15 protein-coding genes are annotated in these 23069 nt (G+C 74.7%); 6 read left to right on the top strand and 9 right to left on the bottom strand.

Annotated features, from left to right (window positions below):
- Positions 1–169: 169 nt before the first annotated feature.
- Entirely contained in the window at positions 170–2212 is a 2043-nt protein-coding gene (locus IE106_RS00075; protein ID WP_189529143.1) for a M4 family metallopeptidase, read from the top strand.
- 273 nt (positions 2213–2485) lie between these two features.
- Here the strand turns inward: IE106_RS00075 and glgP are convergent, their stop codons facing one another.
- The 5 genes from glgP to IE106_RS00100 all read right to left on the bottom strand — a co-directional run bounded on the left by glgP (position 2486) and on the right by IE106_RS00100 (position 9269).
- Positions 2486–5131: an alpha-glucan family phosphorylase gene (gene glgP, locus IE106_RS00080; RefSeq protein WP_189529144.1), complete on the bottom strand. Its 2646-nt coding sequence runs from the start codon at positions 5129–5131 to the stop codon at positions 2486–2488.
- Positions 5132–5266: 135 nt separating this feature from the next.
- On the bottom strand, positions 5267–7066 hold the full coding sequence (locus IE106_RS00085) for an FAD-dependent monooxygenase (protein WP_189529145.1): 1800 nt from the start codon (positions 7064–7066) through the stop codon (positions 5267–5269).
- 14 nt (positions 7067–7080) lie between these two features.
- A complete protein-coding gene (locus IE106_RS00090; RefSeq protein WP_189529146.1) occupies positions 7081–7488 on the bottom strand; it encodes a hypothetical protein in 408 nt (135 codons plus the stop codon).
- 208 nt (positions 7489–7696) lie between these two features.
- Complete coding sequence (locus tag IE106_RS30630) at positions 7697–8152, bottom strand: hypothetical protein (RefSeq protein WP_189529147.1); 456 nt, start codon at positions 8150–8152, stop codon at positions 7697–7699.
- Positions 8153–8315: 163 nt separating this feature from the next.
- A complete protein-coding gene (locus tag IE106_RS00100; RefSeq protein WP_229839889.1) occupies positions 8316–9269 on the bottom strand; it encodes an AraC family transcriptional regulator in 954 nt (317 codons plus the stop codon).
- A 117-nt stretch (positions 9270–9386) separates the two neighbouring features.
- Between IE106_RS00100 and IE106_RS00105 the strand changes: the two genes are divergently transcribed.
- The 5 genes from IE106_RS00105 (at position 9387) to glgB (ending at position 18609) form a co-directional block, all read left to right on the top strand.
- Positions 9387–10319 (top strand): SDR family oxidoreductase, encoded by a 933-nt coding sequence (locus IE106_RS00105; protein WP_189529148.1) that lies wholly within the window; start codon positions 9387–9389, stop codon positions 10317–10319.
- Positions 10320–10689: 370 nt separating this feature from the next.
- The gene (locus IE106_RS00110; protein WP_189529879.1) at positions 10690–12726 is read left to right on the top strand and encodes an alpha-1,4-glucan--maltose-1-phosphate maltosyltransferase; all 2037 of its coding nucleotides are present in this window, start codon (positions 10690–10692) and stop codon (positions 12724–12726) included.
- Complete coding sequence (gene treS / locus IE106_RS00115) at positions 12723–14516, top strand: maltose alpha-D-glucosyltransferase (RefSeq protein WP_189529149.1); 1794 nt, start codon at positions 12723–12725, stop codon at positions 14514–14516. The genes IE106_RS00110 and treS overlap by 4 nt, the downstream gene beginning before the upstream one ends.
- Before the next feature lie 212 nt (positions 14517–14728).
- On the top strand, positions 14729–16180 hold the full coding sequence (locus IE106_RS00120) for a maltokinase N-terminal cap-like domain-containing protein (RefSeq protein ID WP_189529150.1): 1452 nt from the start codon (positions 14729–14731) through the stop codon (positions 16178–16180).
- 62 nt (positions 16181–16242) lie between these two features.
- On the top strand, positions 16243–18609 hold the full coding sequence (gene glgB / locus IE106_RS00125) for a 1,4-alpha-glucan branching enzyme (protein WP_189529151.1): 2367 nt from the start codon (positions 16243–16245) through the stop codon (positions 18607–18609).
- On the opposite strand, the gene IE106_RS00130 is transcribed toward glgB, so the two are convergent.
- From IE106_RS00130 to IE106_RS00145, 4 genes are all read right to left on the bottom strand, one after another.
- Positions 18596–20839 carry a HelD family protein gene (locus IE106_RS00130; protein WP_229839891.1) on the bottom strand — a complete coding sequence of 748 codons (2244 nt, stop codon included), beginning with the start codon at positions 20837–20839 and terminating at the stop codon, positions 18596–18598. The genes glgB and IE106_RS00130 overlap by 14 nt on opposite strands.
- 203 nt (positions 20840–21042) lie before the next feature.
- Positions 21043–21360 carry a thioredoxin gene (gene trxA / locus IE106_RS00135; RefSeq protein WP_189529152.1) on the bottom strand — a complete coding sequence of 106 codons (318 nt, stop codon included), beginning with the start codon at positions 21358–21360 and terminating at the stop codon, positions 21043–21045.
- Positions 21357–21758, bottom strand: coding sequence for a MerR family transcriptional regulator (locus tag IE106_RS00140; RefSeq protein ID WP_189529153.1), 402 nt, complete (start codon positions 21756–21758; stop codon positions 21357–21359). The genes trxA and IE106_RS00140 overlap by 4 nt, the downstream gene beginning before the upstream one ends.
- Positions 21759–21809: 51 nt before the next feature.
- Positions 21810–23030 (bottom strand): YncE family protein, encoded by a 1221-nt coding sequence (locus IE106_RS00145; RefSeq protein ID WP_189529154.1) that lies wholly within the window; start codon positions 23028–23030, stop codon positions 21810–21812.
- Positions 23031–23069 lie beyond the last annotated feature (39 nt).

Here is a 23069-nt window from a genome sequence, read left to right on the forward strand (position 1 = left end):
GTCTTTCGGGCAACGGACGACTTCCGGCCATTCTTTTGACGCGCTCCTGACATGCATGGCCGCGCGGTGCCACTCTTCCCCCGTTCTCCGCACGTCGCTCCGCCTGCTCTGTTTGCACCGCCCGTGGGCCCACCCCGCCCCCGGTACCCCCCTCGCAAAGGAGTTCCGCGTGAGATCCACGCCATCCCGTCGCGCGACCGCAACCGGTGCCCTGATAGCCGCCGCCGCCATGCTCGCCGTGGGCGTCCAGACCGGGTCCGCCACCGCCGACGACTCCCGGGCCGCCACGGCGCCGAAGGGCCAGGCCGCCTCCCAGGCCGACCCGGGCTCGCTCCCGGCCGACCTCTCCCCCGCGCAGCGCACCGCGCTCATCCGCGCGGCCGACGCCGGCAAGGCCGAGAAGGCGAAGGAGCTGGGCCTCGGCGCCCAGGAGAAGCTCGTCGTCCGCGACGTGGTCCAGGACCGCGACGGCACCACCCACACGCGCTACGAGCGGACGTACGCCGGGCTGCCGGTCCTCGGCGGCGACCTCCTGGTCACCGAGAACGGGTCCGGGCGCACGGAGAGCGTCGCCAAGGCGTCCCGCGCGGAACTGAGGAACGTCGACACGACCGCCGAGGTCGCCCCGGCCGCGGCCGAGCGGCAGGCGCTCACCGCCGCCCGCGCGGAGGGCTCGAAGGCGTCGGAGGCGGAGCGGGCCCCCCGCAAGGTCGTGTGGCTCGCGCAGGGCAAGCCCGTCCTCGCGTACGAGACCGTCGTCGGCGGCCTCCAGCACGACGGCACCCCCAACGAGCTGCACGTGGTCACCGACGCCGCGACCGGCGCCAAGCTGTACGAGTGGCAGGCCGTCCACAACGGGACCGGCAACACCCAGTACAGCGGCCAGGTCACCCTGGGCACCGCCCAGTCCGGCAGCAACTACACCCTGACCGACACCGCGCGCGGCAGCCACAAGACGTACAACCTCAACCGCGGCACCTCCGGCACCGGGACGCTGTTCTCCGGCGCCGACGACACCTGGGGCGACGGCACCCCGGCCAACCTGGAGACCGCGGGCGCCGACGCCCACTACGGCGCCGCGCTCACCTGGGACTACTACAAGAACGTGCACGGCCGTTCCGGCATCCGGGGCGACGGCGTCGGCGCGTACTCGCGCGTCCACTACGGCAACAACTACGTCAACGCGTTCTGGCAGGACAGCTGCTTCTGCATGACGTACGGCGACGGCACCAACAACGCCAAGCCGCTCACCTCCATCGACGTGGCCGCGCACGAGATGACCCACGGCCTGACCTCCGTGACCGCGAAGCTGGTCTACAGCGGCGAGTCCGGCGGCCTGAACGAGGCGACGTCCGACATCTTCGCCGCCGCCGTCGAGTTCTACGCCAACAACCCCAAGGACGTCGGCGACTACCTGGTCGGCGAGAAGATCGACATCCGCGGCAACGGCACCCCGCTGCGCTACATGGACAAGCCGAGCAGGGACGGCTCGTCCAAGGACGCCTGGTACTCCGGCATCGGCGGCATCGACGTCCACTACTCCTCGGGCCCGGCGAACCACTGGTTCTACCTGCTCTCCGAGGGCAGCGGCGCCAAGACCGTCAACGGCGTCAGCTACGACTCGCCGACCTCCGACGGGCTCCCCGTCACCGGCATCGGCCGCGACAAGGCCGCGCTGATCTGGTTCAAGGCGCTCACCACGAAGTTCACCAGCACCACGAACTACGCGGGTGCCCGCACCGGCACGGTCGCCGTCGCCACCGAGCTGTACGGCGCGGGCAGCGCCGAGGTCAAGGCCGTCGAGCACGCCTGGGCCGGCGTCAACGTCGGGGCCCGCCCCGGCGGCGGCGAGCCGCCGGTCGGCAAGGTCTTCGAGAACGCCGCGGACGTGAACATCCCCGACGCCGGGGCGGCCGTCTCCTCGTCCGTCGCCGTCACCGGCCTGACCGGCAACGCGCCCTCCGCGCTGAAGGTCGGCGTGGACATCGTCCACACCTGGCGCGGTGACCTGGTCGTCGACCTGGTCGCCCCGGACGGCACCGCGTACCGGCTGAAGAGCGCCAGCGGCAGCGACTCCGCGGACAACGTCCAGGAGACGTACACCGTCGACGCGTCCAGCGAGGTCGCCAACGGCACCTGGCAGCTCCGCGTCCAGGACACGGCCCGCTACGACACCGGCTACATCAACGGCTTCAAGCTGACCTTCCCGTAGACCGGGAGGACCCCGCCAGGCCGGGAGGAGGCCGCCGCCCGCGAGGGCGGCGGCCTCACGCGTGCCCCGGGCCGCCCCCGCGGCGCGCCGCGGGGGCGGCCGGACGGCCGTGACGGAAAGCCGGCTCGTCCTCCGGTACCGGGGCCGGGTCCGTCCGGCGGCCGAGGGGGACCGGGACCGCAGGAGGATGTCCGGGCCCCGGCGGAGGCGGCAGGCTGGGTCCGGGCCCGTCGCCCCCCGCGTGGGGAGGGGGCGACGGCCACGGGGCGCCGGTCAGCGCAGCAGGACGCCCGCGCCCTCCGCCGCCGACTCCGCGGGCAGCGCCACCAGCCCCAGGTCGGCGCCGGCCGCGAGGAGCCGGTGCGCCGGCAGGACGCGGACCGTGTAGCCGAACGGCCCCGTGCGGTCCAGGGTCAGCGGGCCCTCGTACACCCAGCGGCCCTGCTGGTCCGGGCCGCTGCCGCCGCCCGCCGGCTTCAGCGGGAACGTCCGGGCGTCGGCCAGCGCGTCACGGGTGTCCACCCGGCCGGCGACCGCCTGGACCTCCACGTCCTCCGGGGTCAGGTCGCCGAGGGTGACCCGGACCCGCAGGGCCAGCGTGGAGCCCAGTTCGGCGACCTCGCTGGTCTCGTCCACCTCGACGTGGTCGACGGCCACGCCCGGCCAGGCCGCCCGGATCCGGGACTTCCACCCGGCCAGTTCCCGCGCCGCGTCCGGGTCCAGGGAGCGGTGGGCCCGCGCGGCCGGGACGTACAGCTGCTCCACGTACTCCCGCACCATACGCCCCGCCAGCACCTTCGGGCCCAGGGTCGACAGGGTGCGGCGGACCATCTCGATCCACCGCCCGGGCAGCCCGTCCGCGCCCCGGTCGTAGAAGCGCGGCGCGACCCGCTGCTCGATCAGCTCGTACAGCGCGTTCGCCTCCAGGTCGTCGCGCCGGTCCTCGTCGGTGGTGGGGCCGTCCGCGGTGGGGATGGACCAGCCGAAGTCCGGGTCGTACCACTCGTCCCACCAGCCGTCCCGCACCGACAGGTTGAGGCCGCCGTTGAGCGCGGCCTTCATGCCGCTCGTCCCGCACGCCTCCAGGGGGCGCAGCGGGTTGTTCAGCCACACGTCGCAGCCCGGGTACAGCTTCTTCGCCATCGCCATGCCGTAGTCCGGCAGGAAGACGATGCGGTGGCGCACGCGCGGGTCGTCGGCGAACCGGACCATCTCCCGCACCAGCCGCTTCCCGCCGTCGTCCGCCGGGTGGGCCTTGCCCGCGACGACGATCTGCACGGGCCGCGTCGGGTGCAGCAGCAGTTCGCGCAGCCGGTCGCGGTCGCGGAGCATCAGCGTCAGCCGCTTGTACGAGGGGACGCGGCGCGCGAAGCCGATGGTGAGGATGTCCGGGTCGAGGACCCCGTCGATCCAGCCCAGCTCGGCCGCGCCGGCGCCGCGCTCCCGCCAGGAGGCGTGGAGGCGGGCGCGCACCTCGTGGACCAGCTGCTCCCGCAGGTCGCGGCGGAGCTCCCAGATCGCGGCGTCGTCGATCTCCGCGACGGCGTCCCAGCGCTGGGAGCCGCCCACGCTGAGGGCGTCCTCGGCGCGCTGCGCGCCGATCCGGCGGGCGCCGAGCCGGATCACCTCGGGCGCCACCCAGGTGGGGGCGTGGACGCCGTTGGTGATGGAGGTGATCGGCACCTCCTCCGGGTCGAAGCCGGGCCACAGGCCGGCGAACATCGAGCGGCTGACGGCGCCGTGCAGCGTCGAGACGCCGTTGGCCCGCTGGGCGAGGCGCAGTCCCATGACGGCCATGTTGAAGACGTTCGGGTCGCCGCCCGGGTACGTCTCGCGGCCGAGCTGCAGGACGCGGCCGACGTCCACGTCGGGCAGTTCGGCGCCGGGCCCGAAGTGGCGGGCGACGAGGTCGCGGTCGAAGCGGTCGATGCCGGCGGCGACGGGCGTGTGGGTGGTGAACACCGTCCCGGCCCGTACGGCCTCCAGGGCGGCGTCGAAGTCGGTGCCCCGGTCGGTCAGCTCCCGGATGCGCTCCAGGCCCAGGAAGCCGGCGTGGCCCTCGTTGGTGTGGAACACCTCGGGGGCGGGGTGGTCCGTGAGGGCGCAGTACGCCCGTACGGCCCGGACACCTCCTATTCCCAGGAGCATCTCCTGCAGCAGCCGGTGCTCGCTGCCCCCGCCGTAGAGCCGGTCGGTGACGTTCCGTTCGCCCGGTCCGTTCTCCTCGACGTCCGAGTCGAGCATGAGCAGCGGGACGCGGCCGACCTGCGCCACCCACACGTGCGCGTGGAGGGAGCGGCCGCCGGGCAGGGCGAGGGAGACGCGGACGGGGCCACCGTCGGGGCGGCGCAGCAGCGTCAGGGGCATCTCGTTGGGGTCGAGGAGCGGGTAGTGCTCCTGCTGCCAGCCGTCGCGGGAGAGCGACTGGCGGAAGTAGCCGTGCCGGTAGAGCAGGCCGACGCCGACGAGGGGGACGCCGAGGTCGCTGGCGGCCTTGAGGTGGTCGCCGGCGAGGATGCCGAGGCCGCCGGAGTACTGCGGCAGGGCGGCGGTGACGCCGAACTCGGGCGAGAAGTACGCGATGGCGTCGGGCAGGTCGGTGTCGTCGCCCTCGCCGACGGTCCGGTTCTGGTACCAGCGGCGGCCGCGCAGGTAGTCGTCGAGGTCGTCGGCGGCGGCGGTCAGGCGGCGCAGGAACCTCCGGTCCCTGGTGAGCTCGCCGAGCCGCGCGGCGGAGACGGTGCCGAGGAGCCGGACGGGGTCGCCGCCGGCCGCGCGCCACCCCTCGGGGTCGACGGCCTGGAACAGTTCGCGGGTCTCGGCGTGCCAGGACCAGCGCAGGTTGCGCGCGAGGTCGCTGAGGGGTCGCAGGGGGTCGGGCAGGACGGGGCGGACGGTGAATCGACGGATGGCCTTCACGTGTTCCACCTTCGCAGGGGAGATACGTACAGTGGCGGACACACCACGTTATGCGTCCGCCGTCCTGTCCCGACGGTAGTGCCACGGCGCCGCGCCCGACCACGGCGCACGGCGCACGTGGCACCGGGGGCGCGTTCAGGGGAGCACGTGCGTACCGGGCGTGTCGCGGAACGGGGTGGCGCGCGCGGATACGCCGTACGGGGGCGTGTCGCGGGACGTGCCGTGGAACAGGGACCCGTGGGCGGGCGCGCCGGGGGCGAGGAGGCCGTGCGCCGGGGTCCCGGGGGCGGGCGCGGCGGACGCCGGCGCGCCGTGGGGCGGCGGGCCGGCGGCGGGTGCGCCGGGGGCGGTGCCCGGGACGTCGTACGGGGATCCCTGGTTGACCGTCTCGCGGTCGGACGCGCCGGTCGCCGCGTACCGGGCGGCGATGGCGCGGCGCTCCTCCGGCGGGACGACGTCGTCGATGTCGGTGAAGCCGGCGGGGGCCCGCTCGTGGGCCAGGTGGACGACGGCCTCCGGGCCGGGGCCCCGGTCGGCCCACTGGAGTCCGGTCCCGGCGGAGCGGCGCTCGGCCTCGTACGCGGCGAGGGCCTCCACCGGATCCGGGTGGACGGCCAGGGCGTGGGCGAGGGCGCGGGCGTCGACGACGGACCGGGTGGCGCCGTCGGACCCGAGGGGGCACGCGGGGTGGGCGGCGTCGCCGACCAGGGTCGTGCGGCCGTGGCTCCAGCGGGCGAGGGGATCGCGGTCCACCAGGGGGTATTCGTACGCGCCGTCGGCCGCGCGCAGCACCTCCGGGACACTGACCCCGTCGAACTCCCAGCCCTCGTAGTGGCCGAGGAACCGGCCGACCGGCACCGGGCGCTCCCAGTCGCCGGGGGACCGCCCGTCGACGGCGTCCGCCGGCATGGCGAGCGCCCAGGTGACGAGGACCTCGGGGCGGTGCGGGGACGGCTCGGTCACCGGGTGGACGACGGCCTTCTGCCGGTCGTCGCCGGCGACCAGCATGAACGGCGCGGCGCGGCGGGGGTCCATCCGGGACACCCCGCGCCACACGAGCATCCCGTTCCGCGGGGGTTCGCCCTCGTCGGGGTGGAGGGCGGAGCGCACGGCGGAGCGGACGCCGTCGGCGCCGATCAGCAGGTCCGGTTCGAGGCAGGAGAGGCTGCGGACGGCGCCGGAGCGGTGCTCGATCCGCACGCGGGGCCGGGCGTCGCCGGGCTGCCGGTCCACTCCGGTGACGCGGACGCCGGTGACGAGGGTGCCCTCGCCGAGGCGTTCGCGCACGGCGTCGGCGAGGACGCGCCGGAGGTGGGCGCGGTGCACGGACAGCTGCGGCCAGCGGTAGCCGGCCCGCAGGCCGCGCTCCTCGCGGGCGACGAGGGCGCCGCAGCGGTGGTAGTAGCGCAGTTCCCCGGTGCGGACGGCGTCGGCCTCCAGCCGGTCGAGCAGGCCGAGCGCGTCGAGTTCGCGCACGGCGTCGGGCATGAGGTTCAGCCCGGCGTCCACGGGGCGCGTCCCGGTCGCCGCCTCGACGACGGTCACCCGGACGAAGCCGGCGGCGTGCAGGGCGAGCGCCGTGGTGAGGCCGGCGATCCCACCGCCGACGACGAGGACGTCGGGTTCCAGCGAGCGGGCCGCGGCGGCCCCGCCGCACTCGGCGGCCTCCTGCCGCGCGCAGGTGGCGCGGGCGGCCTCGCGGGCGGTGCCGCAGGTCGCGCCGGGGGCGTCGGCACCGGGAACGACGCCGTCGAGGGTGGCGTCGTCGAGGACGTCGTCGAGGGCGGTGCCGCCGGGCGTGGCGCGGGCGCCGTCGCCGGGGTTCGCGCGGGCGGCGTCGTGCGGGACGGCCGGGGCGGCGTCGCCGGGAGCCGCCGGGCGGGTGTCGTCGGGGGCGGCCGGGGGGGTGCCCTGGGTGGTGTGGTCCGGAGTCATGTCCCGTGGTCCTCTCACGCGGCCGGGGTGCGCGGCGGGACCGCGGCGCGGCGGACGAGGGTCTCGTGGCCGCGGGTCACCGTGCCGGTGCGGCGGCCGGGCTCCCCCGGGACGGGGAGGGCCTCGGGGACGGCGGCGACGGGCCGGACGCCGTGGCGCCCGGGCGGACCGGGGAGGGGGCCGGGGCCCCGCGTCGCGGCGGGGCACCCGACGGCGTTCCCGTCGGCGACCCGGTCGGGGTCGGGGACGGGGTCCCGCGGGGCGGCGGGGAGCGCGGCCGTGTCGGCGTCGTCGTCCGCGCCGGGGACGGCGGCGAGGAGCACGTCGGCGCCGAGCGGGTCGGCGGCGCGTATCCCGGCTGTGCGGTGACGCGGTTCGGCGCAGGTGTCGAGTCCGGGCTCGACCAGGTCGTACAGGATCAACGCAGGCCCCTCTCGGGCATGTGTGGATGAGGTGTGACGCGGTCCGCTCCGGCGGGGCGGCGCGTGCCCGGGCGGCGGGAGCCGCCGGGGGCCCGCACCGGGCCGGCGGGCGGTCACCGCGGGGCGCCCACCCCGTCCTGGCGCGGGGGCGCCGGTCGGGGGGCGGGCGGGCGCGGCCGGCGCGTCGTGCTCGTGCCGGCCGGGCGGGTCACCGGGGCTCCCGTGCGGCGTCGCCCGGGGCGCGCCCGTGGAGGCACGCGCGGGCGAGGGGCCCGCGGGCCGGGCCGTCGCCCTCCCCCGCCCGCCGCGGGAGCGCGACGTGCGGGGTGGCGTGGGAGGAGCGCTCGTACGGCTCGTGGCGCCCGGCGGACTCGGAGCCGGGCGCGCCCCGGGACGGCTTCGGCGGCTTCACGCGCTCCTCGGCCGGGGTGCCGGGCGAGCGGACGTACGAGCGGGGGGCCGGGTGGGCGCGGTGGACGCCGTCCCGGGGGAGGACGGCCGCGTGCCCGGAGGCCTGCGCCGGGTCGTCCAGGGGGGCCGGGGAGGCGGCGGTGCCGCGGAGGGCGGGGTGTCCGGTGACGTCCTCGGCCCGCTCGCCGCCGAGCCGTGTCTCCCGGCCGTCGCGCAGCGACCGCGGGTGTTCCTGACCGGACCTGGTCACCATGTCTCCTCTGGGGAACGGCTGTGCCGACCAGAGCCTGACCGCCGGTGGCCGCCCGCGGCAATGAACGTCCGTCCAGCGGTCCTTAAGAACCGGCCAGCCGTTGTCCACCGTTGCGACCGGGATGTCCGGGACGCCGGGCGGGGGGCGCGGGCCGGGGCGGCCCTCACGCGACGCCCGTCGGGTGGGACCGGTACTCGCCGGGCGTCTTGCCGAACCACTTGCGGAAGGCCAGGTGGAAGCCGACCGCGCTCTGGTAGCCGACGCGCTGCGGCACGGCGGACTGCGGCAGGGAGGTCTCGCACAGCAGCCGGGCCGCCTCCTGCATCCGGCGGCCCGTCAGGTGGCGGGCCGGCGCCTCCCCGACGAGTTCGCGGAAGGCGGCGGTGAACGCCGAGCGGGACATGCCGACCTCGCGGGCGAGGGAATCGATCGTCCACGGCTCCGCGAACCGGGTGGCGATCATGACCATGGCGCGGCTGATGCCGGGGTGGCGCAGCACGGGCAGGACGGCGGGGTTCTCGGCGAAGTCGCGCAGCAGCGGGCGCAGCGCGAGGACGAGGGCCATCTCGAAGGCGCGGAGGGTGATGAGCCGGTCGCCGGGGCCGGCGGGCCGGTCGGGCGAGGCGAGCAGCCGCAGCGTGTCGCGGAGCAGCGGCTCCCGGTCGACCTGGGGGCGGTCGAGGACGAGCACCCAGGGCAGGGCCCGGTAGAGGCCGGTGGCGGCGCTGGAGTCGTAGTGCAGCCCCGCGCAGAGCAGCCGGGTCTCGGGCCCCTCGCCGCCGATGCTGATCTCGCCGGACGTGCCGGGCTGCCGCTCGGGCAGCACGGCCTTGAGGGGGACGCCCTGCCGTTCGGGGTGGTCGGAGAGGCAGTGGGCCGCGCCGGTCGGGAAGACGGCCAGGTCACCGGCGAGGAGCTGCTGGGCGGGCTGGTCGGTCCCGCTGATCCAGCAGTCGCCCTCGACGACGTAGTGGAGGACGGCGCAGCTGCGCTCCGCGTCCCCCTCGATGGCCCAGGGGGCCCGTACGTGCCAGCGGCTGTCGAACACCCCGGTGAGCCGGAGCGGCTTCAGCAGCTCGCTCAGGAGGTCGTCGCCGTCGTTCCGCATGATGTCCATGGACGATCCCTCAACCCCCGCCCCGGTTTGTTAATTGATCGGCCAAAGCTGTCGCCGCCAGCCTGAAAGGTGCCTTCCCGGCAGCAGAGACACCCTATCGAAGGGCCCTTCAGGCATATGTCCGATCACATTCCGATGCGCGTCGCCGTGGTGGGGGCGACCGGTTTCCAGGGCGGCGCCGTCGCCCGCCTCCTGGTCGAGCGGAACCACCGCGTGCGGACCCTGTCGCGCCGCCCCGCGGGGGACCGGCCGCCGCTGCCCGGGGTGGCCTGCGCCTCCGGAGACCTGGCCGACGCCGAGGACGTGCGGGCGCTGTTCGAGGGCGCGACGCACGCGGCGGTGGTGATGCCGCTGGTGTACGAGGCGGAGCGGGTCGCCCGGTACGCGCGGAACATCGCGGCGGCGGCGCGGGACGCGGGGGTGCGCCGGATCGTGTACAACGCCAACACCCGCGTGCCGGCCCGGGTCACCTCCCTGGCGGCGTTCGAGACGCGGCGCGTCGCCGAGGAGGTGCTGCGCGACGGCGGCGTGCCGCTGGTGGTGGTGCGCCCGCCCATGTACCTCGACAACCTGTTCAGCCCGTGGAACGCCCCGGCGCTCGTCAACGACGGGGTGCTGGCCTGTCCGCTGCCCGCCCGCACCCCCGTCGCCTGGCTCTCCCACGAGGACCTGGCGGAGGCGGTGTACGGGGCGCTCACCGCGGACGGCGTGGAGGGGCGGACGTTCGACGTCGGCGGCGCGCGGACGCTCACCGGCGACGAGCTGGCGGAGGCGTTCGCCCGCGGCCTCGGCCGGTCCGTGCGGTACGAGCCGCTGGACCCGTCGGTGTTCGAGCAGGGCCTGGCGCGGGTGCTGGGCGCGGAGGCGGCGGCCGGCGTCTCGGGCGTCTACCGCTACATGGCGTCGGGGGCCGAGCCGCTGCTGATGGCCGGGGACGGCGGCGCGGCGGCCCGGGCGCTGTCACCGGCGCCCGCGCCGGTCGAGGACTGGGTGGCGCGGCGCCCGTGGCAGGTGTGGGCGGAGGAGGCGACCGGCACGCCCTCCTCCTGAGGGCCCGGTCCGCCCCCGGGCGCCGCGGGCGGACGGCGGGCGCGCGGGAGGCGCGAGGCTCCCGCCGGCCCCCGCCCGCGGGGTCCGAAGGCGTGACAAGCGAAAAAAATGACACACCCGACCGTGGACCGGCCCCGGAATTCCTCCGAACGGGGTCGGTCCTCGGCTGTCTGGCCTGACGCCCTTTCGGGCCGGAAGGCGGGAAACCCCCGGATTGCCCACCCGAGGGGTGTGGGAAGGCTCCCCCGGTACCCGCCCACCCGAGTGAACCCGGAGAGGAGCGGTGATGCCCGCGACGCGCCATGCCGCAACGGAGCGGTTACAAAGAGCGATACCTCGTACACAACCTTCAGGTGATGCTGTGAACGCGCTGATCGGTCGTATCCCCGTCCTGGACGTCTCCCCCCTCGTCGACTGCGGCAGAAGGCCCGCGAAGGCGGTGGCCGGTGAGACCTTCCAGGTTTCGGCCACGGTCTTCCGGGAGGGCCACGACGCGGTCGCCGCCGACGTCGTGCTCACCGACCCGTCGGGGCGGCCGGGCCCGTTCACCCCGATGCGGGAGCTCGCGCCCGGCACGGACCGCTGGGGTGCCGACGTCACCCCGACCTGCGAGGGCCTGTGGACGTACCACGTGGAGGCGTGGAGCGACCCGGTCGCCACCTGGCGCCACGAGGCCGGCGTCAAGGTCCCCGCGGGCATCGACACGGAACTGGTCCTGGCCGAGGGCGCCGCCCTGCACGAGCGGGCCGCGGACGGGGTCCCGAAGGACGAGGGCCGGGAGGCCGTCCTGGCGGCGGTGGACGCGCTGCGGGACGTGCGCCTCTCCCCCGCCGACCGGCTCGCCGCCGCGCTGGCCGGGCAGGTGCGGGAGACGCTGGAGCGCCACCCGCTGCGCGAGCTGGTCACCGCGTCCCGGCCGCTGCCGCTGCTGGTGGAGCGGGAGCGGGCGCTGTACGGGTCGTGGTACGAGATGTTCCCGCGCTCCGAGGGCGCGCGCCGCGACGAGGACGGCCGGCTGGTGTCGGGGACGTTCCGCACGGCCGCCGAGCGGCTGCCGGCGATCGCCGCGATGGGCTTCGACGTGGTGTACCTGCCGCCGATCCACCCGATCGGCACGACGCACCGCAAGGGCCCGAACAACACGCTGGAGGCCGGCCCCGACGACCCGGGCGTGCCCTGGGCGATCGGCTCGGCCGCCGGCGGGCACGACGCGGTCCACCCGGACCTGGGCACGCTGGAGGACTTCGACGCGTTCGTGGCGCGGGCGCGGGAGCTGCGCCTGGAGGTGGCGCTGGACTTCGCACTCCAGTGCTCCCCGGACCACCCGTGGGTGAGGAAGCGGCCGGCGTGGTTCCGGCACCGGGCGGACGGCACCGTCGCGTACGCCGAGAACCCGCCGAAGAAGTACCAGGACATCTACCCCCTCGCGTTCGACGAGGACATGCGCGGCATCATCCGCGAGACAGTGCGGGTGCTGCGGCACTGGATGGCGCACGGCGTGCGGATCTTCCGCGTCGACAACCCGCACACGAAGCCGGTGGTGTTCTGGCAGAAGGTCATCGCCAACGTCAACCGCACCGACCCGGACGTGATCTTCCTGGCGGAGGCGTTCACCCGGCCGGCGATGATGCGGACGCTCGGCGCGATCGGCTTCCAGCAGTCGTACACGTACTTCACCTGGCGGAACACCAAGCAGGAGCTGACCGAGTACCTGACGGAGCTGTCCACGCGGACGGCCGCCTGCATGCGGCCGAACCTGTTCGTGAACACCCCCGACATCCTGCACGCCTACCTCCAGCACGGCGGGCGGCCGGCGTTCGAGGCGCGGGCGGTGCTCGCGTCGACGCTGTCGCCGACGTGGGGGGTGTACGCCGGGTACGAGCTGTGCGAGAACACCCCGCTGCGGGAGGGCAGCGAGGAGTACCTCGACTCGGAGAAGTACCAGCTGCGGCCCCGCGACTGGAGGGCCGCCGAGCGGGAGGGCCGCAGCATCGCCCCGCTCATCACCACGCTCAACCGGCTGCGGCGCCGCCATCCGGCGCTGCGGCGGCTGCGGAACCTCCGCTTCCACCACGCCGACAACGACGCGGTCATCGCGTACAGCAAACGGCAGGGTTCGAACGTGGTTCTGGTGGTCGTGAACCTCGACCCCCACCACACCCAGGAGGCGACGGTTTCGTTGAACATGCCGGATCTCGGCCTCGACTGGCACGAGACCGTACCGGTGCGCGACGAGCTCACCGGCGAGACATATCACTGGGGCAGGACCAACTATGTGCGCCTGGAGCCGGGTGTCACACCCGCGCACGTGCTGGTGGTGTGCCGGGGATCCGGGGGCTGCCCCCCTGATCAGCACCGTTCCGTCCTGCGACCGTCTCCCCCGATCGGAGGGTCACCCACATCATGACCGTGAACGAGCCCGTCCACGACACGTTCGAGGACACCCCCGCCAAGGACCGGGACCCCGACTGGTTCAAGCGGGCCGTGTTCTACGAGGTGCTGGTCCGCTCCTTCCAGGACAGCAACGGCGACGGCATCGGCGACCTCAGGGGCCTCACGGCCAAGCTGGACTACCTGCAGTGGCTGGGGGTCGACTGCCTCTGGCTGCCGCCCTTCTTCAAGTCCCCGCTCCGCGACGGCGGTTACGACGTGTCCGACTACACGGCCGTACTGCCGGAGTTCGGTGACCTGGCGGACTTCGTCGAGTTCGTGGACGCCGCGCACCAGCGCGGCATGCGGGTGATCATCGACTTCGTGATGAACCACACCAGCGACCAGCACCCGTGGTTCCAGGAGTCCCGCGCCGACCCGGACGGCCCGTACGGCGACTACTACGTCTGGGCCGACGACGACAAGCAGTTCGAGGACGCCCGGATCATCTTCGTCGACACCGAGACGTCCAACTGGACCTTCGACCCGGTGCGCAAGCAGTACTACTGGCACCGGTTCTTCTCGCACCAGCCGGACCTCAACTACGAGAACCCGGCCGTCCAGCAGGAGATCCTCTCCGCGCTGCGGTTCTGGCTGGACCTGGGCATCGACGGCTTCCGCCTCGACGCCGTGCCGTACCTCTACCAGGAGGAGGGCACCAACTGCGAGAACCTCCCGGCGACCCACGCCTTCCTCAAGCGGGTCCGCAAGGAGATCGACGCCGCCTACCCGGACACGGTCCTGCTCGCCGAGGCGAACCAGTGGCCGGAGGACGTCGTCGACTACTTCGGCGACTACGCCGCCGGCGGCGACGAGTGCCACATGGCGTTCCACTTCCCGGTGATGCCGCGCATCTTCATGGCGGTCCGCCGGGAGTCCCGCTACCCCGTCTCCGAGGTCCTGGCCAAGACGCCGGCGATCCCGGCGAACTGCCAGTGGGGCATCTTCCTGCGCAACCACGACGAGCTGACCCTGGAGATGGTCACCGACGAGGAGCGCGACTACATGTACGCGGAGTACGCCAAGGACCCGCGGATGCGCGCCAACATCGGCATCCGCAGGCGGCTCGCCCCGCTGCTCGACAACGACCGCAACCAGATCGAGCTGTTCACCGCCCTGCTGCTGTCCCTGCCGGGGTCGCCGATCCTGTACTACGGCGACGAGATCGGCATGGGCGACAACATCTGGCTGGGCGACCGCGACGGCGTGCGCACCCCCATGCAGTGGACGCCCGACCGCAACGCGGGCTTCTCCTCCTGCGACCCGGGCCGGCTGTACCTGCCGACCATCATGGACCCGGTCTACGGCTACCAGGTGACGAACGTGGAGGCGTCGATGGCGTCCCCGTCGTCGCTGCTGCACTGGACGCGCCGGATGATCGAGATCCGCAAGCAGAACCCGGCCTTCGGGCTCGGCTCGTACACCGAACTGCCCTCGTCGAATCCGGCCGTCCTCGCCTTCCTCCGCGAGTACGGCGACGACCTGGTGATGTGCGTGCACAACTTCTCGCGCTTCCCGCAGCCGACCGAGCTGGACCTGCGGCAGTTCAACGGGCACCACCCGGTGGAGCTCATCGGCGGGGTCCGCTTCCCCGCCGTCGGCGAGTGGCCCTACCTGCTGACCCTCGCCGGGCACGGTTTCTACTGGTTCCGGCTGCGCAAGGACACGGTGCTCCCCACGAAGGCCGCCGCGTCCGCCCGGCGCTCCGCCGGACGCGCCGCCCGGCGCGCCGCCGACCCCGCGGACGCGGCGCCGGCCCACCGCTGACGGCGCGTCTTCGACCCCCCGCGCCCCCGCATGTCGGGGCGGGGCGTTTCCCTCGCTCCGCCCTGGGCACTGTCCCCCTCATACGTCGATTCGGGTCTATAAGGACCATCCCCGCCCGACACGTCCCGCACAGCCGGACAGCTCATGCCGCATTCCGGGACACTCTGCACATTCCGTGCATTCTGTAGTACCCGGGGAAAGGACGCGCTGCCATGTCGGAGACCGCATCCACCGCCCGGGCACCCGTCGCCCTGCTGCCGTCACTGGCGCCGCTGCTCCACGAATGGCTGCCGCGCAGAAGGTGGTTCGCCGGGAAGGGCAAGCCGGTCACCGGCTTCGCCCTCGTGTCGGCCACCGAACTGCTCCCGCTCAGCGCCGCCGGACCCGGGCTGCTGCACCTGCTCGTCCGCGTCCAGCAGCCCGGCCCCGTCACCTCGTCCGCTCCGCCCGGAGACTGCTACCAGCTGCTGCTGGGCGTGTGCGACACGCTCCCGCCCCGGCTCTCCCCCGCCCTGATCGGGCACGTCACCCGGGGACCGCTGGCGGGGCGCACCGTGTACGAGGCGCTCCAGGACCCGCGGCTCGCCGCGCTGCTCCTGGAACGGCTGCGTTCGCCCGGCGCGATCGGCCCGCTGAGCTTCCACCGGACGGTGGCCGTCCCCGACGGGCTGACCCCGCGCGTACTGGACGCCGAGCAGTCGAACACGTCGCTCGTCTACGGCGACGCGTACATCCTGAAGATCTTCCGGCGGATCCACCCGGGCGCCAACCCGGACCTGGAGCTGCCGCTGGCCCTGGCCCGCGCCGGCTGCGCGCGGGTGCCGGCGCCCGTCGCCTGGTTCGAGGCGGGCACCGGGCCGGACGGCGCGACGCTGGGCGTGCTCCAGCCGTACCTGCGCGGCTCGCGGGACGGCTGGCGGCTCGCCCTGGACGCGCTGGCCGGCGGCCGCGACTTCGTCCCGGAGGCGCACGCGCTGGGCCGGGCCACCGCCGAGGTGCACACCGCCCTGGCCCGGGCGCTGCCCACGGTGACGCTCGCCCGGCGCCAGGCGCGGGACCTGGCCGTCGCGATGAGCCGCCGCCTGGACGCCGCCACCCAGGCGGTGCCCGCGCTCATGCCGTACGTCCCCGGGCTGCGCGCCGCCTTCGAGACGGTCGCCGCGCTCGCCGAGGGCGGCAGCACCTGGCGCGCCCAGCGGGTCCACGGCGACCTGCACCTGGGGCAGGCGCTGCGCACCCCGGACGGCGAGTGGGCGGTGATCGACTTCGAGGGGGAGCCCTCGAAGCCGCTCGCCGAGCGCCGCCGCCCGCAGCCCGCGGTGCGGGACGTCGCCGGGATACTGCGCTCCTTCGACTACGCGGCCCACTCGCACCACCCCTGGCACCCGGAGTGGGCGGAGCGCTGCCGTGACGCGTACTGCTCCGGCTACGCCGAGGCGTCCGGCCGCGACCCGCGCGACGAGCAGGCGCTGCTGCGCGCGTACGAGACGGACAAGGCGGTGTACGAGGTCGTCTACGAGGCCCGGCACCGCCCCGACTGGCTGCGCGTGCCGATGGCGGCCGTCCGCCGCCTGGCCTCGCCCCCGGGCGCGGACCCGGCGTCGCCGCTTTCCGGGCGGGCGCTCTCCGGGCGCCCGGGGCTCTCCCCCGACCGGCGCTCCTGACCCGGTCCCACCCCCGTCCCCGTGACCCCACCTCACTCACCTCACCGAGGAGGACCTCTCCCGTGACCCCCCGCCGTCCGACCCGCAAACCCCCCACGACGAGGACCGCGCAGCCGGTCGTCACCACCCTGGACGCGTCCGCGCAGAATGCCCCGGACGCCCCGGACGCACCCGCGCCGGACGCCCCGGCCCCGGGCGCACCCGGCCCGGACGCCTCCGGGGCGCCCGCCGCGACCGGCCGGCCGCCCCGCCCCCGGGACGGGGCCGACGGGGTGCCGGCGCACTTCCCGGACGGCGCCGACCGGGCGCGCCTGCTCGCCGGCGAGCACCACGACCCGCACGGGCTGCTGGGCGCCCACGCGGTGCCGGACGGGGTGGTGTTCCGGGCGCTGCGCCCGCACGCCCGGGCGGTCGCCGTCGTCCTCCCCGACGGGGAGCGGCACGCGCTGCACGACGGCGGCGACGGCCTGTTCGCCCGGGTCCTGCCGCTGCCGCGGGTGCCGTCCGACTACCGGCTGCTCGTCTCGTACGACGAGGCCGAGCTGGAGGTCCACGACCCGTACCGGTTCCTGCCCACGCTGGGGGAGCTGGACCTGCACCTGATCCGGGAGGGCCGCCACGAGGAGCTGTGGACGGCGCTCGGCGCGCACGTGACGACCCACCAGGGCGTGGCGGGGACGCGCTTCACCGTGTGGGCGCCGAACGCGCGCGGGGTGCGGCTGGCCGGGGACTGGACGTTCTGGGACGGCACGGGCCTGCCGATGCGGTCGCTGGGCGCCAGCGGCGTGTGGGAGCTGTTCGTGCCCGGCGTCGACGAGGGCACGCTGTACAAGTTCGAGGTCGTCGGTCCGGACGGGCACCACTCGATGCGCGCGGACCCGATGGCGCGCCGCACCCAGTGCCCGCCGGAGACGGCCTCCGTCGTCACCGCCTCGCACCACCGGTGGCACGACGCGGAGTGGATGGCCCGCCGCGGCGAGCGCCCGGCGCACCTGTCGCCGTTCTCCGTGTACGAGGTGCACCTGCCGTCGTGGCGGCCGGGGCTGACGTACCGCGAGCTGGCCGAGGTGCTGCCGGCGTACGTGAAGGACCTCGGGTTCACGCACGTGGAGCTGATGCCGGTCGCCGAGCACCCGTACAGCCCGTCGTGGGGCTACCAGGTCACCTCGTACTACGCGCCGACGGCCCGGCTGGGCACGCCGGACGACTTCCGGTACCTCGTGGACCGGCTGCACCAGGAGGGGATCGGCGTCCTCGTCGACTGGGTGCCGGCGCACTTCCCCAAGGACGACTGGGCGCTGGCCCGCTTCGACGGGACGCCGCTGTACGAGCACCCGGACCCGCGCCGCGCCGAGCACCCCGACTGGGGGACGCTGGAGTTCGACTACGGGCGGACGGAGGTGCGCAACTTCCTCGTGGCGAACGCCGTGTACTGGTGCGAGGAGTTCCACATCGACGGCCTGCGCGTCGACGCCGTCGCCTCGATGCTGTACCTCGACTACTCGCGGGAGTACGGCGAGTGGGCACCCAACGAGCACGGCGGCCGGGAGAACTTCGACGCGGTCCGCTTCCTCCAGGAGATGAACGCGACCGTCTACCGCCGCTGCCCGGGCGTGGTGACGATCGCCGAGGAGTCCACCGCCTGGGAGGGCGTGACCCGCCCCACCGACCACGGCGGGCTCGGCTTCGGGCTGAAGTGGAACATGGGCTGGATGCACGACTCGCTGGTGTACGTCTCCAAGGAGCCGGTGCACCGCAAGTACCACCACAACGAGATGACGTTCTCGATGGTGTACGCGTACAGCGAGAACTACGTCCTGCCGATCTCGCACGACGAGGTGGTGCACGGCAAGCAGGCGCTCGTGTCGAAGATGCCGGGCGACTGGTGGCAGCGGCGCGCCACCCACCGCGCGTACCTGGGCTTCATGTGGGCCCATCCGGGCAAGCAGCTGCTGTTCATGGGGCAGGAGTTCGCGCAGGGCGCGGAGTGGTCGGAGGCGCACGGGCCGGAGTGGTGGCTGCTGGACGACGGCTACCACTCGGCGGGCGACCACCGGGGCGTGCGGGACCTCGTCCGCGACCTGAACGCCGTGTACGCGGCGACCCCCGCGCTGTGGGAGCGGGACACGGTCCCGGAGGGCTTCCAGTGGGCGCTGGGCGACGCCGCCGACGACAACGTCCTCGCGTTCGTGCGGTACGACGCGCAGGGCGGCCCGCTGCTGGCGGTGAGCAACTTCTCGCCGGTCGTGCGCGACGGCTACCGGCTGTGGGCGCCGGACTCCGTGCCCGCCTGGGAGGAGGTCCTCAACACGGACGCCGCGCGGTACGGCGGCAGCGGCGTGCGGAACCCCGGCCCGCTGAAGCGCGAGCCGGACGGCGTCCGCATGACGCTGCCGCCGCTGGCCACGGTCTGGTTCAGGCCGGCCTGAGCCGGACGCTGCCCAGGCGCTGGGTCGCGCGGGTCGACGCCACGTACAGGTCGTTGGCGCCGTGCGGCCCGGCGGCGCGGATCGCGTCCGGGTCGGCGACGACCACCGTGTCGAACTCCAGGCCCTTCGCCTGCCGCGGTTCGAGGAGGACGACGGGCCGGGTCAGGTCCGGGTCGGGGCCGTGCGCCGCGCCGGGGAGCGCGGCGGCCAGGGCGGGCAGGTGGGCGGCGGGCGCGATGACGGCCAGCCGCCCCTCGTCGCGGGTCTCGCGGGCGACCGCCTCCGCGACGGCGGCGGGCAGGTCGTCGGTCACGGTCTCCCAGGGCGGCACGCCGGTGGAGCGCACGGAGCGCGGCGGGCGGAAGCCCGGCTCCTCGGCGCGCCGCGCCTCCGCGGCGGCCTCCATGACCTCGGCGGGCGTGCGGTAGTTGACGCCGAGCGTGACGTGCTCGTAGCGGTCCCCCACGTACGGGGCGAGGATCTCCCGCCAGGAGCCGCAGCCGGCCGGGTCGCCGGTCTGGGCGGGGTCGCCGACGAGGGTCATGGAGCGGGTCGGGACGCGGCGCATCAGTAGCCGCCAGGCCATCGCGGACAGCTCCTGCGCCTCGTCCACGATGACGTGCCCGAACGCCCAGGTGCGGTCGGCGGCCGCGCGTTCGGCGGCGGTGCGGTGGTCGTCCTCCTCGTGGCGCTCCGCGAACCGCTCGGCGTCGACGACGTCGTGCGCGGCGAGCACCTCGGACTCCTCGTCCTCGAACTCGTACGTCCGGGAGGCGTACGACACGTCGAGGACGCCCTGGGCGTAGGCGACGCGCTCGGCGCGCTCGCGGACGGCGGCGGCGCGGGCGGCGGAGTCGTCCTCGCCGAGCAGTTCGGCCGCCTCGTCGAGGAGCGGCACGTCGGCGGGGGTCCAGGGGGAGCCGGGTTCCCGGCGCAGGAACTCGGCCTCCCCGTCGGGGAGGTGGCCGTACGGGGCGTCGAGGAACCGTTCGACGAGCTGCTGCGGGGTGAGGAGGGGCCACAGCTCGTCGATCGCGGCGTGCACCTCGTCGCTGGCGGCGATCTCCTTGCCCAGCTGGGCGATGTCGGAGGCGTCGAGGAGGTTGGGCCCGCCGTAGGGGTCGGCGCCGATCCGGTCCGCGAGCTGGGCGGTGAGCGCGTCGATGACCCGGGTGGCGAAGCGGGGGCGGGCGAGGTTGTGCGGCAGGCCGCAGGAGCGGGCGTCCCAGCGGGCGTCCTCGGCCGTGTCGCGGTCGAGGAGGAGCGTGCCGTAGTCGTCGTGGGCGATCTCCAGGGGCTCCCGGGTGGGCGGCACGGTCTGCTGCTCGCGGACGAACCGGGCGAGGACGTCCGCCATGGCGGCGCGGCCCTTGATCTCGGTGGCCTCGGGGCTGTCGGTGCCGGTCGCGCGGACGCCGGGGAACAGCTCGCCCACGGTGGCGAGCAGCACGCCGGTCTCGCCGAGGCCGGGCAGCACGTCGCCGACGTACCGCAGGAACGCGGCGTTGGGCCCGACGACGAGCACGGCCCGGCGGGCCAGCAGCTCCCGCTGCGCGTACAGCAGGTAGGCGGCGCGGTGCAGGGCGACGGCCGTCTTGCCCGTGCCGGGCCCGCCCTCGACGACGAGGACGCCCTGGTGCGGTGCGCGGATCACGCGGTCCTGCTCGGCCTGGACGGTCCGCACGATGTCGGTCATCCGGCCGGTGCGGGCGGCGTCGAGCGCGGCGAGCAGCACGGCGTCGGCGTCGCGGCCCTCGTGTCCGCTGCGCGTCGTGTCGCGCAGGTCGAGGATCTCGTCGTGCAGGGCGGTGACCTCGCGGCCCCGGGTGGTCAGGTGGCGGCGCCGGCTGAGGCCCATGGGGGTGTGGCCGGTCGCGAGGTAGAAGGGGCGGGCGACCTCGGCGCGCCAGTCGACGACGAGGGGGGTGCGCTCGGCGTCGTCCTCCCGGATGCCGATCCGCCCGATGTGGTGGTCGCGCCCGTCCTCGAACACCAGCCGCCCGAAGCACAGCGCCCGGTCGCCCGCTTCGTACGCGGCGAGCAGCCCGGACTGCTCGGCGACGACCACGTCGCGCTCCACCCGTGCCTGCCGGCCGCTCGCGGCACTCCTCAGCGCGTCGCGCACGGCCGCCTCGGCCCGCTCCCGGAGGACGTCGAGCCTCGCGTGGAGGTCCCTGACGAACCGCTGTTCGTCCCGCAGCGCCTCGGTCTCACCGATTGACAATTCCACTCCCGACGCGATAACGTGTGCCTGTTGTCTCCGCGCGAGGCTTTGCCATGCCTGCGCGCAGAGTCATCCACTCTACGCGTCGCCCACCCCCACCGGTCAATCCGGAGGGGGTTTTTCGTTGTGTGGCGCTGTGACGGTGCGGCGGCGGCCCGGCCCCCGGCCCCCGGGGGCCGGGGGCCGGGGGCCGGGGGCCGGGCCGCCGGTCAGGGCGCGGTGAGCGCCAGGGCCTGGAGGAGGCGGCGCTTGGGGAGGGCGCCCGTCAGGGACCTCACCGGCTCGCCTCCCTCGAACAGCAGCAGCGTCGGCGTGGACAGCACCGCGTAGCGGGACACCGCCTCCGGGTTGGTGTCGACGTCGAGGGCGACGACGTCCAGGCGGTCGGCGTACTCCTCGGCCACCTGGTCCAGGACGGGGGCGAGCTGGCGGCAGGGGCCGCACCACTTCGCGGTGAACTCGACCAGGACCGGGCGGTCCGCGGACAGGACCTCGGTGGCGAAGTCGGCGTCGGTGACGGTCCTCATGGGGTGGTGCCTCCAAATTGGCAGCGGGGTTCGGGGGCTTCGTGCCTGGCGGCCTCGGCGGCGGCCAGCTGCGCGGCGACCTGCGCGCGGACGGAGCCGAGCTGGTCGATCAGCGCGTCCAGTTCGGTCAGCTTCCGCCGATACACGGCGAGCGACGCGGGGCAGGCGTCGCCCGCCGGGTGCCCCGCGCGCAGGCACTCGACGAACGGCCGGGTCTCCTCCAGGCCGAAGCCGAAGTCCTGGAGGACGCGGATCTGCCGCAGCAGGCGCAGGTCGTCCTCGCCGTAGGTCCGGTACCCGTTGTCGCCGCGGCGCGCCGGGAGCAGCCCGCGCGACTCGTAGTAGCGCAGGGTGCGGGTGGTGACCCCGGCGCGCCGGGCCAGTTCGCCGATTCGCATGCCCCGAACGTAGGGCTTGACGTCGGCGTCAAGGCAAGCGCCGACGCCCCGTCACCCCTGGGGCGTGAGGCCCGGCAGCGCCTCGGGGGCCAGCCGGCCCGTCCGCTCGCGCTGCGGGAAGTCGCCCACCTTCACCCGCGCGACCTCCTTCGCCGTCGCGTAGTCGACGACCGACACCTCGTCCCGGTTGGACAGCGTCACCCAGCACGTCCCGCCGTCCGTGCCGGTCACCGCCCAGTACGGGAGGGAGCCCTGCGGGTAGTGGACGAAGCCGTCCGTGGTGAGGCCGGGGCGGGAGACCACGGCCGTGTAGTCGTCGATGGTCCCGGCCACGCAGAGCTTGTCGCGGGCCGCGTTCAGGGCCATGCCGTGGTGGGCGGAGTTCTGCGGGTAGTCGTCCGGCTTCAGCGCCGCGCCCGCCTCGCTGAAGGGCATCTCCACGGTGCGGACCGTGCGCCCGGCCTGGAGGTCGTACTCGACGAAGCCGTTCAGGTACGACAGCTGGGCGTACATCGTCCTGCCGTCCGGGGTGACGACGGCGGGGCGGATCCCCTTGTCGAAGGCGTACGTGCGGACCACCTTCAGTGTCGCCGCGTCGACGACCGTCACCTGCTTGCTGCCCTTGAGGAAGTCGAGGGCCTTCGGCAGGGAGGTCACCCCGATGGACATGTTGTAGATGAGGGAGCCGTCCGCGGAGTAGATGTTCTCGTGCGGGTACGTGCCCGTCGGGAACTCGCCGGTGATGCGGCCGGTCGCCGTGTCGATGACCTGCGCCTTGGCCGCGGTGATGGCGGACACGACGAACGTCCGGCCGTCCGCGGAGAGCGCCGCGTGGTCGGCCTTGAACCCGTCGAGCCGCGTCCGCCACACCTGGCGGCCCGTCGCCACGTCGTACGCGGCGGTGTCGCCGAGGTTGCCGCGCGAGACGTACAGGGTGCGGCCGTCCGGCGACAGGTGGGCGTCGTCCACGAACTTGTCGCCGCCGGCCTGCTGCCTGACCACCTCGTACGCGGCGCGGCGGAACAGGTCCATGCCGCCGAGGACCTCCTCCAGGTCCGGGACGACGTCGAGGGTGCCGAGGTTGCGGTGGGTGCGGGCGTCGAGGAAGCTCACCGTGCCGTCCGCGCTGTTGCCGACCAGGACCACGTCCCGGAGCGGGCCGGCGGCGGGCGTCGCGGGCCCCTCCGGGACGGCGGCCGAGGCCGCCGGGAGGCCGGCGGCGAGCGACAGGGAGAGGACGAGCGCGGCGGTCGTACGGGCCAGACGTGACATGGGGACCATCCCTTCACACCGGTGCGGGTGGCGGTCGTC

It is taken from the genome of Streptomyces roseolilacinus (genome assembly GCF_014649335.1).
Lineage (GTDB): Bacteria > Actinomycetota > Actinomycetes > Streptomycetales > Streptomycetaceae > Streptomyces > Streptomyces roseolilacinus.

Coding starts and splice junctions, on each gene's coding strand:
- trxA (WP_189529152.1), bottom strand. CDS start 21,360: ATGAGGACCGTCACCGACGCCGACTTCGCCACCGAGGTCCTGTCCGCG.
- IE106_RS00100 (WP_229839889.1), bottom strand. CDS start 9,269: ATGGACATCATGCGGAACGACGGCGACGACCTCCTGAGCGAGCTGCTG.
- IE106_RS00120 (WP_189529150.1), top strand. CDS start 14,729: ATGTCGGAGACCGCATCCACCGCCCGGGCACCCGTCGCCCTGCTGCCG.
- treS (WP_189529149.1), top strand. CDS start 12,723: ATGACCGTGAACGAGCCCGTCCACGACACGTTCGAGGACACCCCCGCC.
- IE106_RS00145 (WP_189529154.1), bottom strand. CDS start 23,030: ATGTCACGTCTGGCCCGTACGACCGCCGCGCTCGTCCTCTCCCTGTCG.
- IE106_RS00085 (WP_189529145.1), bottom strand. CDS start 7,066: ATGACTCCGGACCACACCACCCAGGGCACCCCCCCGGCCGCCCCCGAC.
- IE106_RS00140 (WP_189529153.1), bottom strand. CDS start 21,758: ATGCGAATCGGCGAACTGGCCCGGCGCGCCGGGGTCACCACCCGCACC.
- IE106_RS00105 (WP_189529148.1), top strand. CDS start 9,387: ATGTCCGATCACATTCCGATGCGCGTCGCCGTGGTGGGGGCGACCGGT.
- IE106_RS30630 (WP_189529147.1), bottom strand. CDS start 8,152: ATGGTGACCAGGTCCGGTCAGGAACACCCGCGGTCGCTGCGCGACGGC.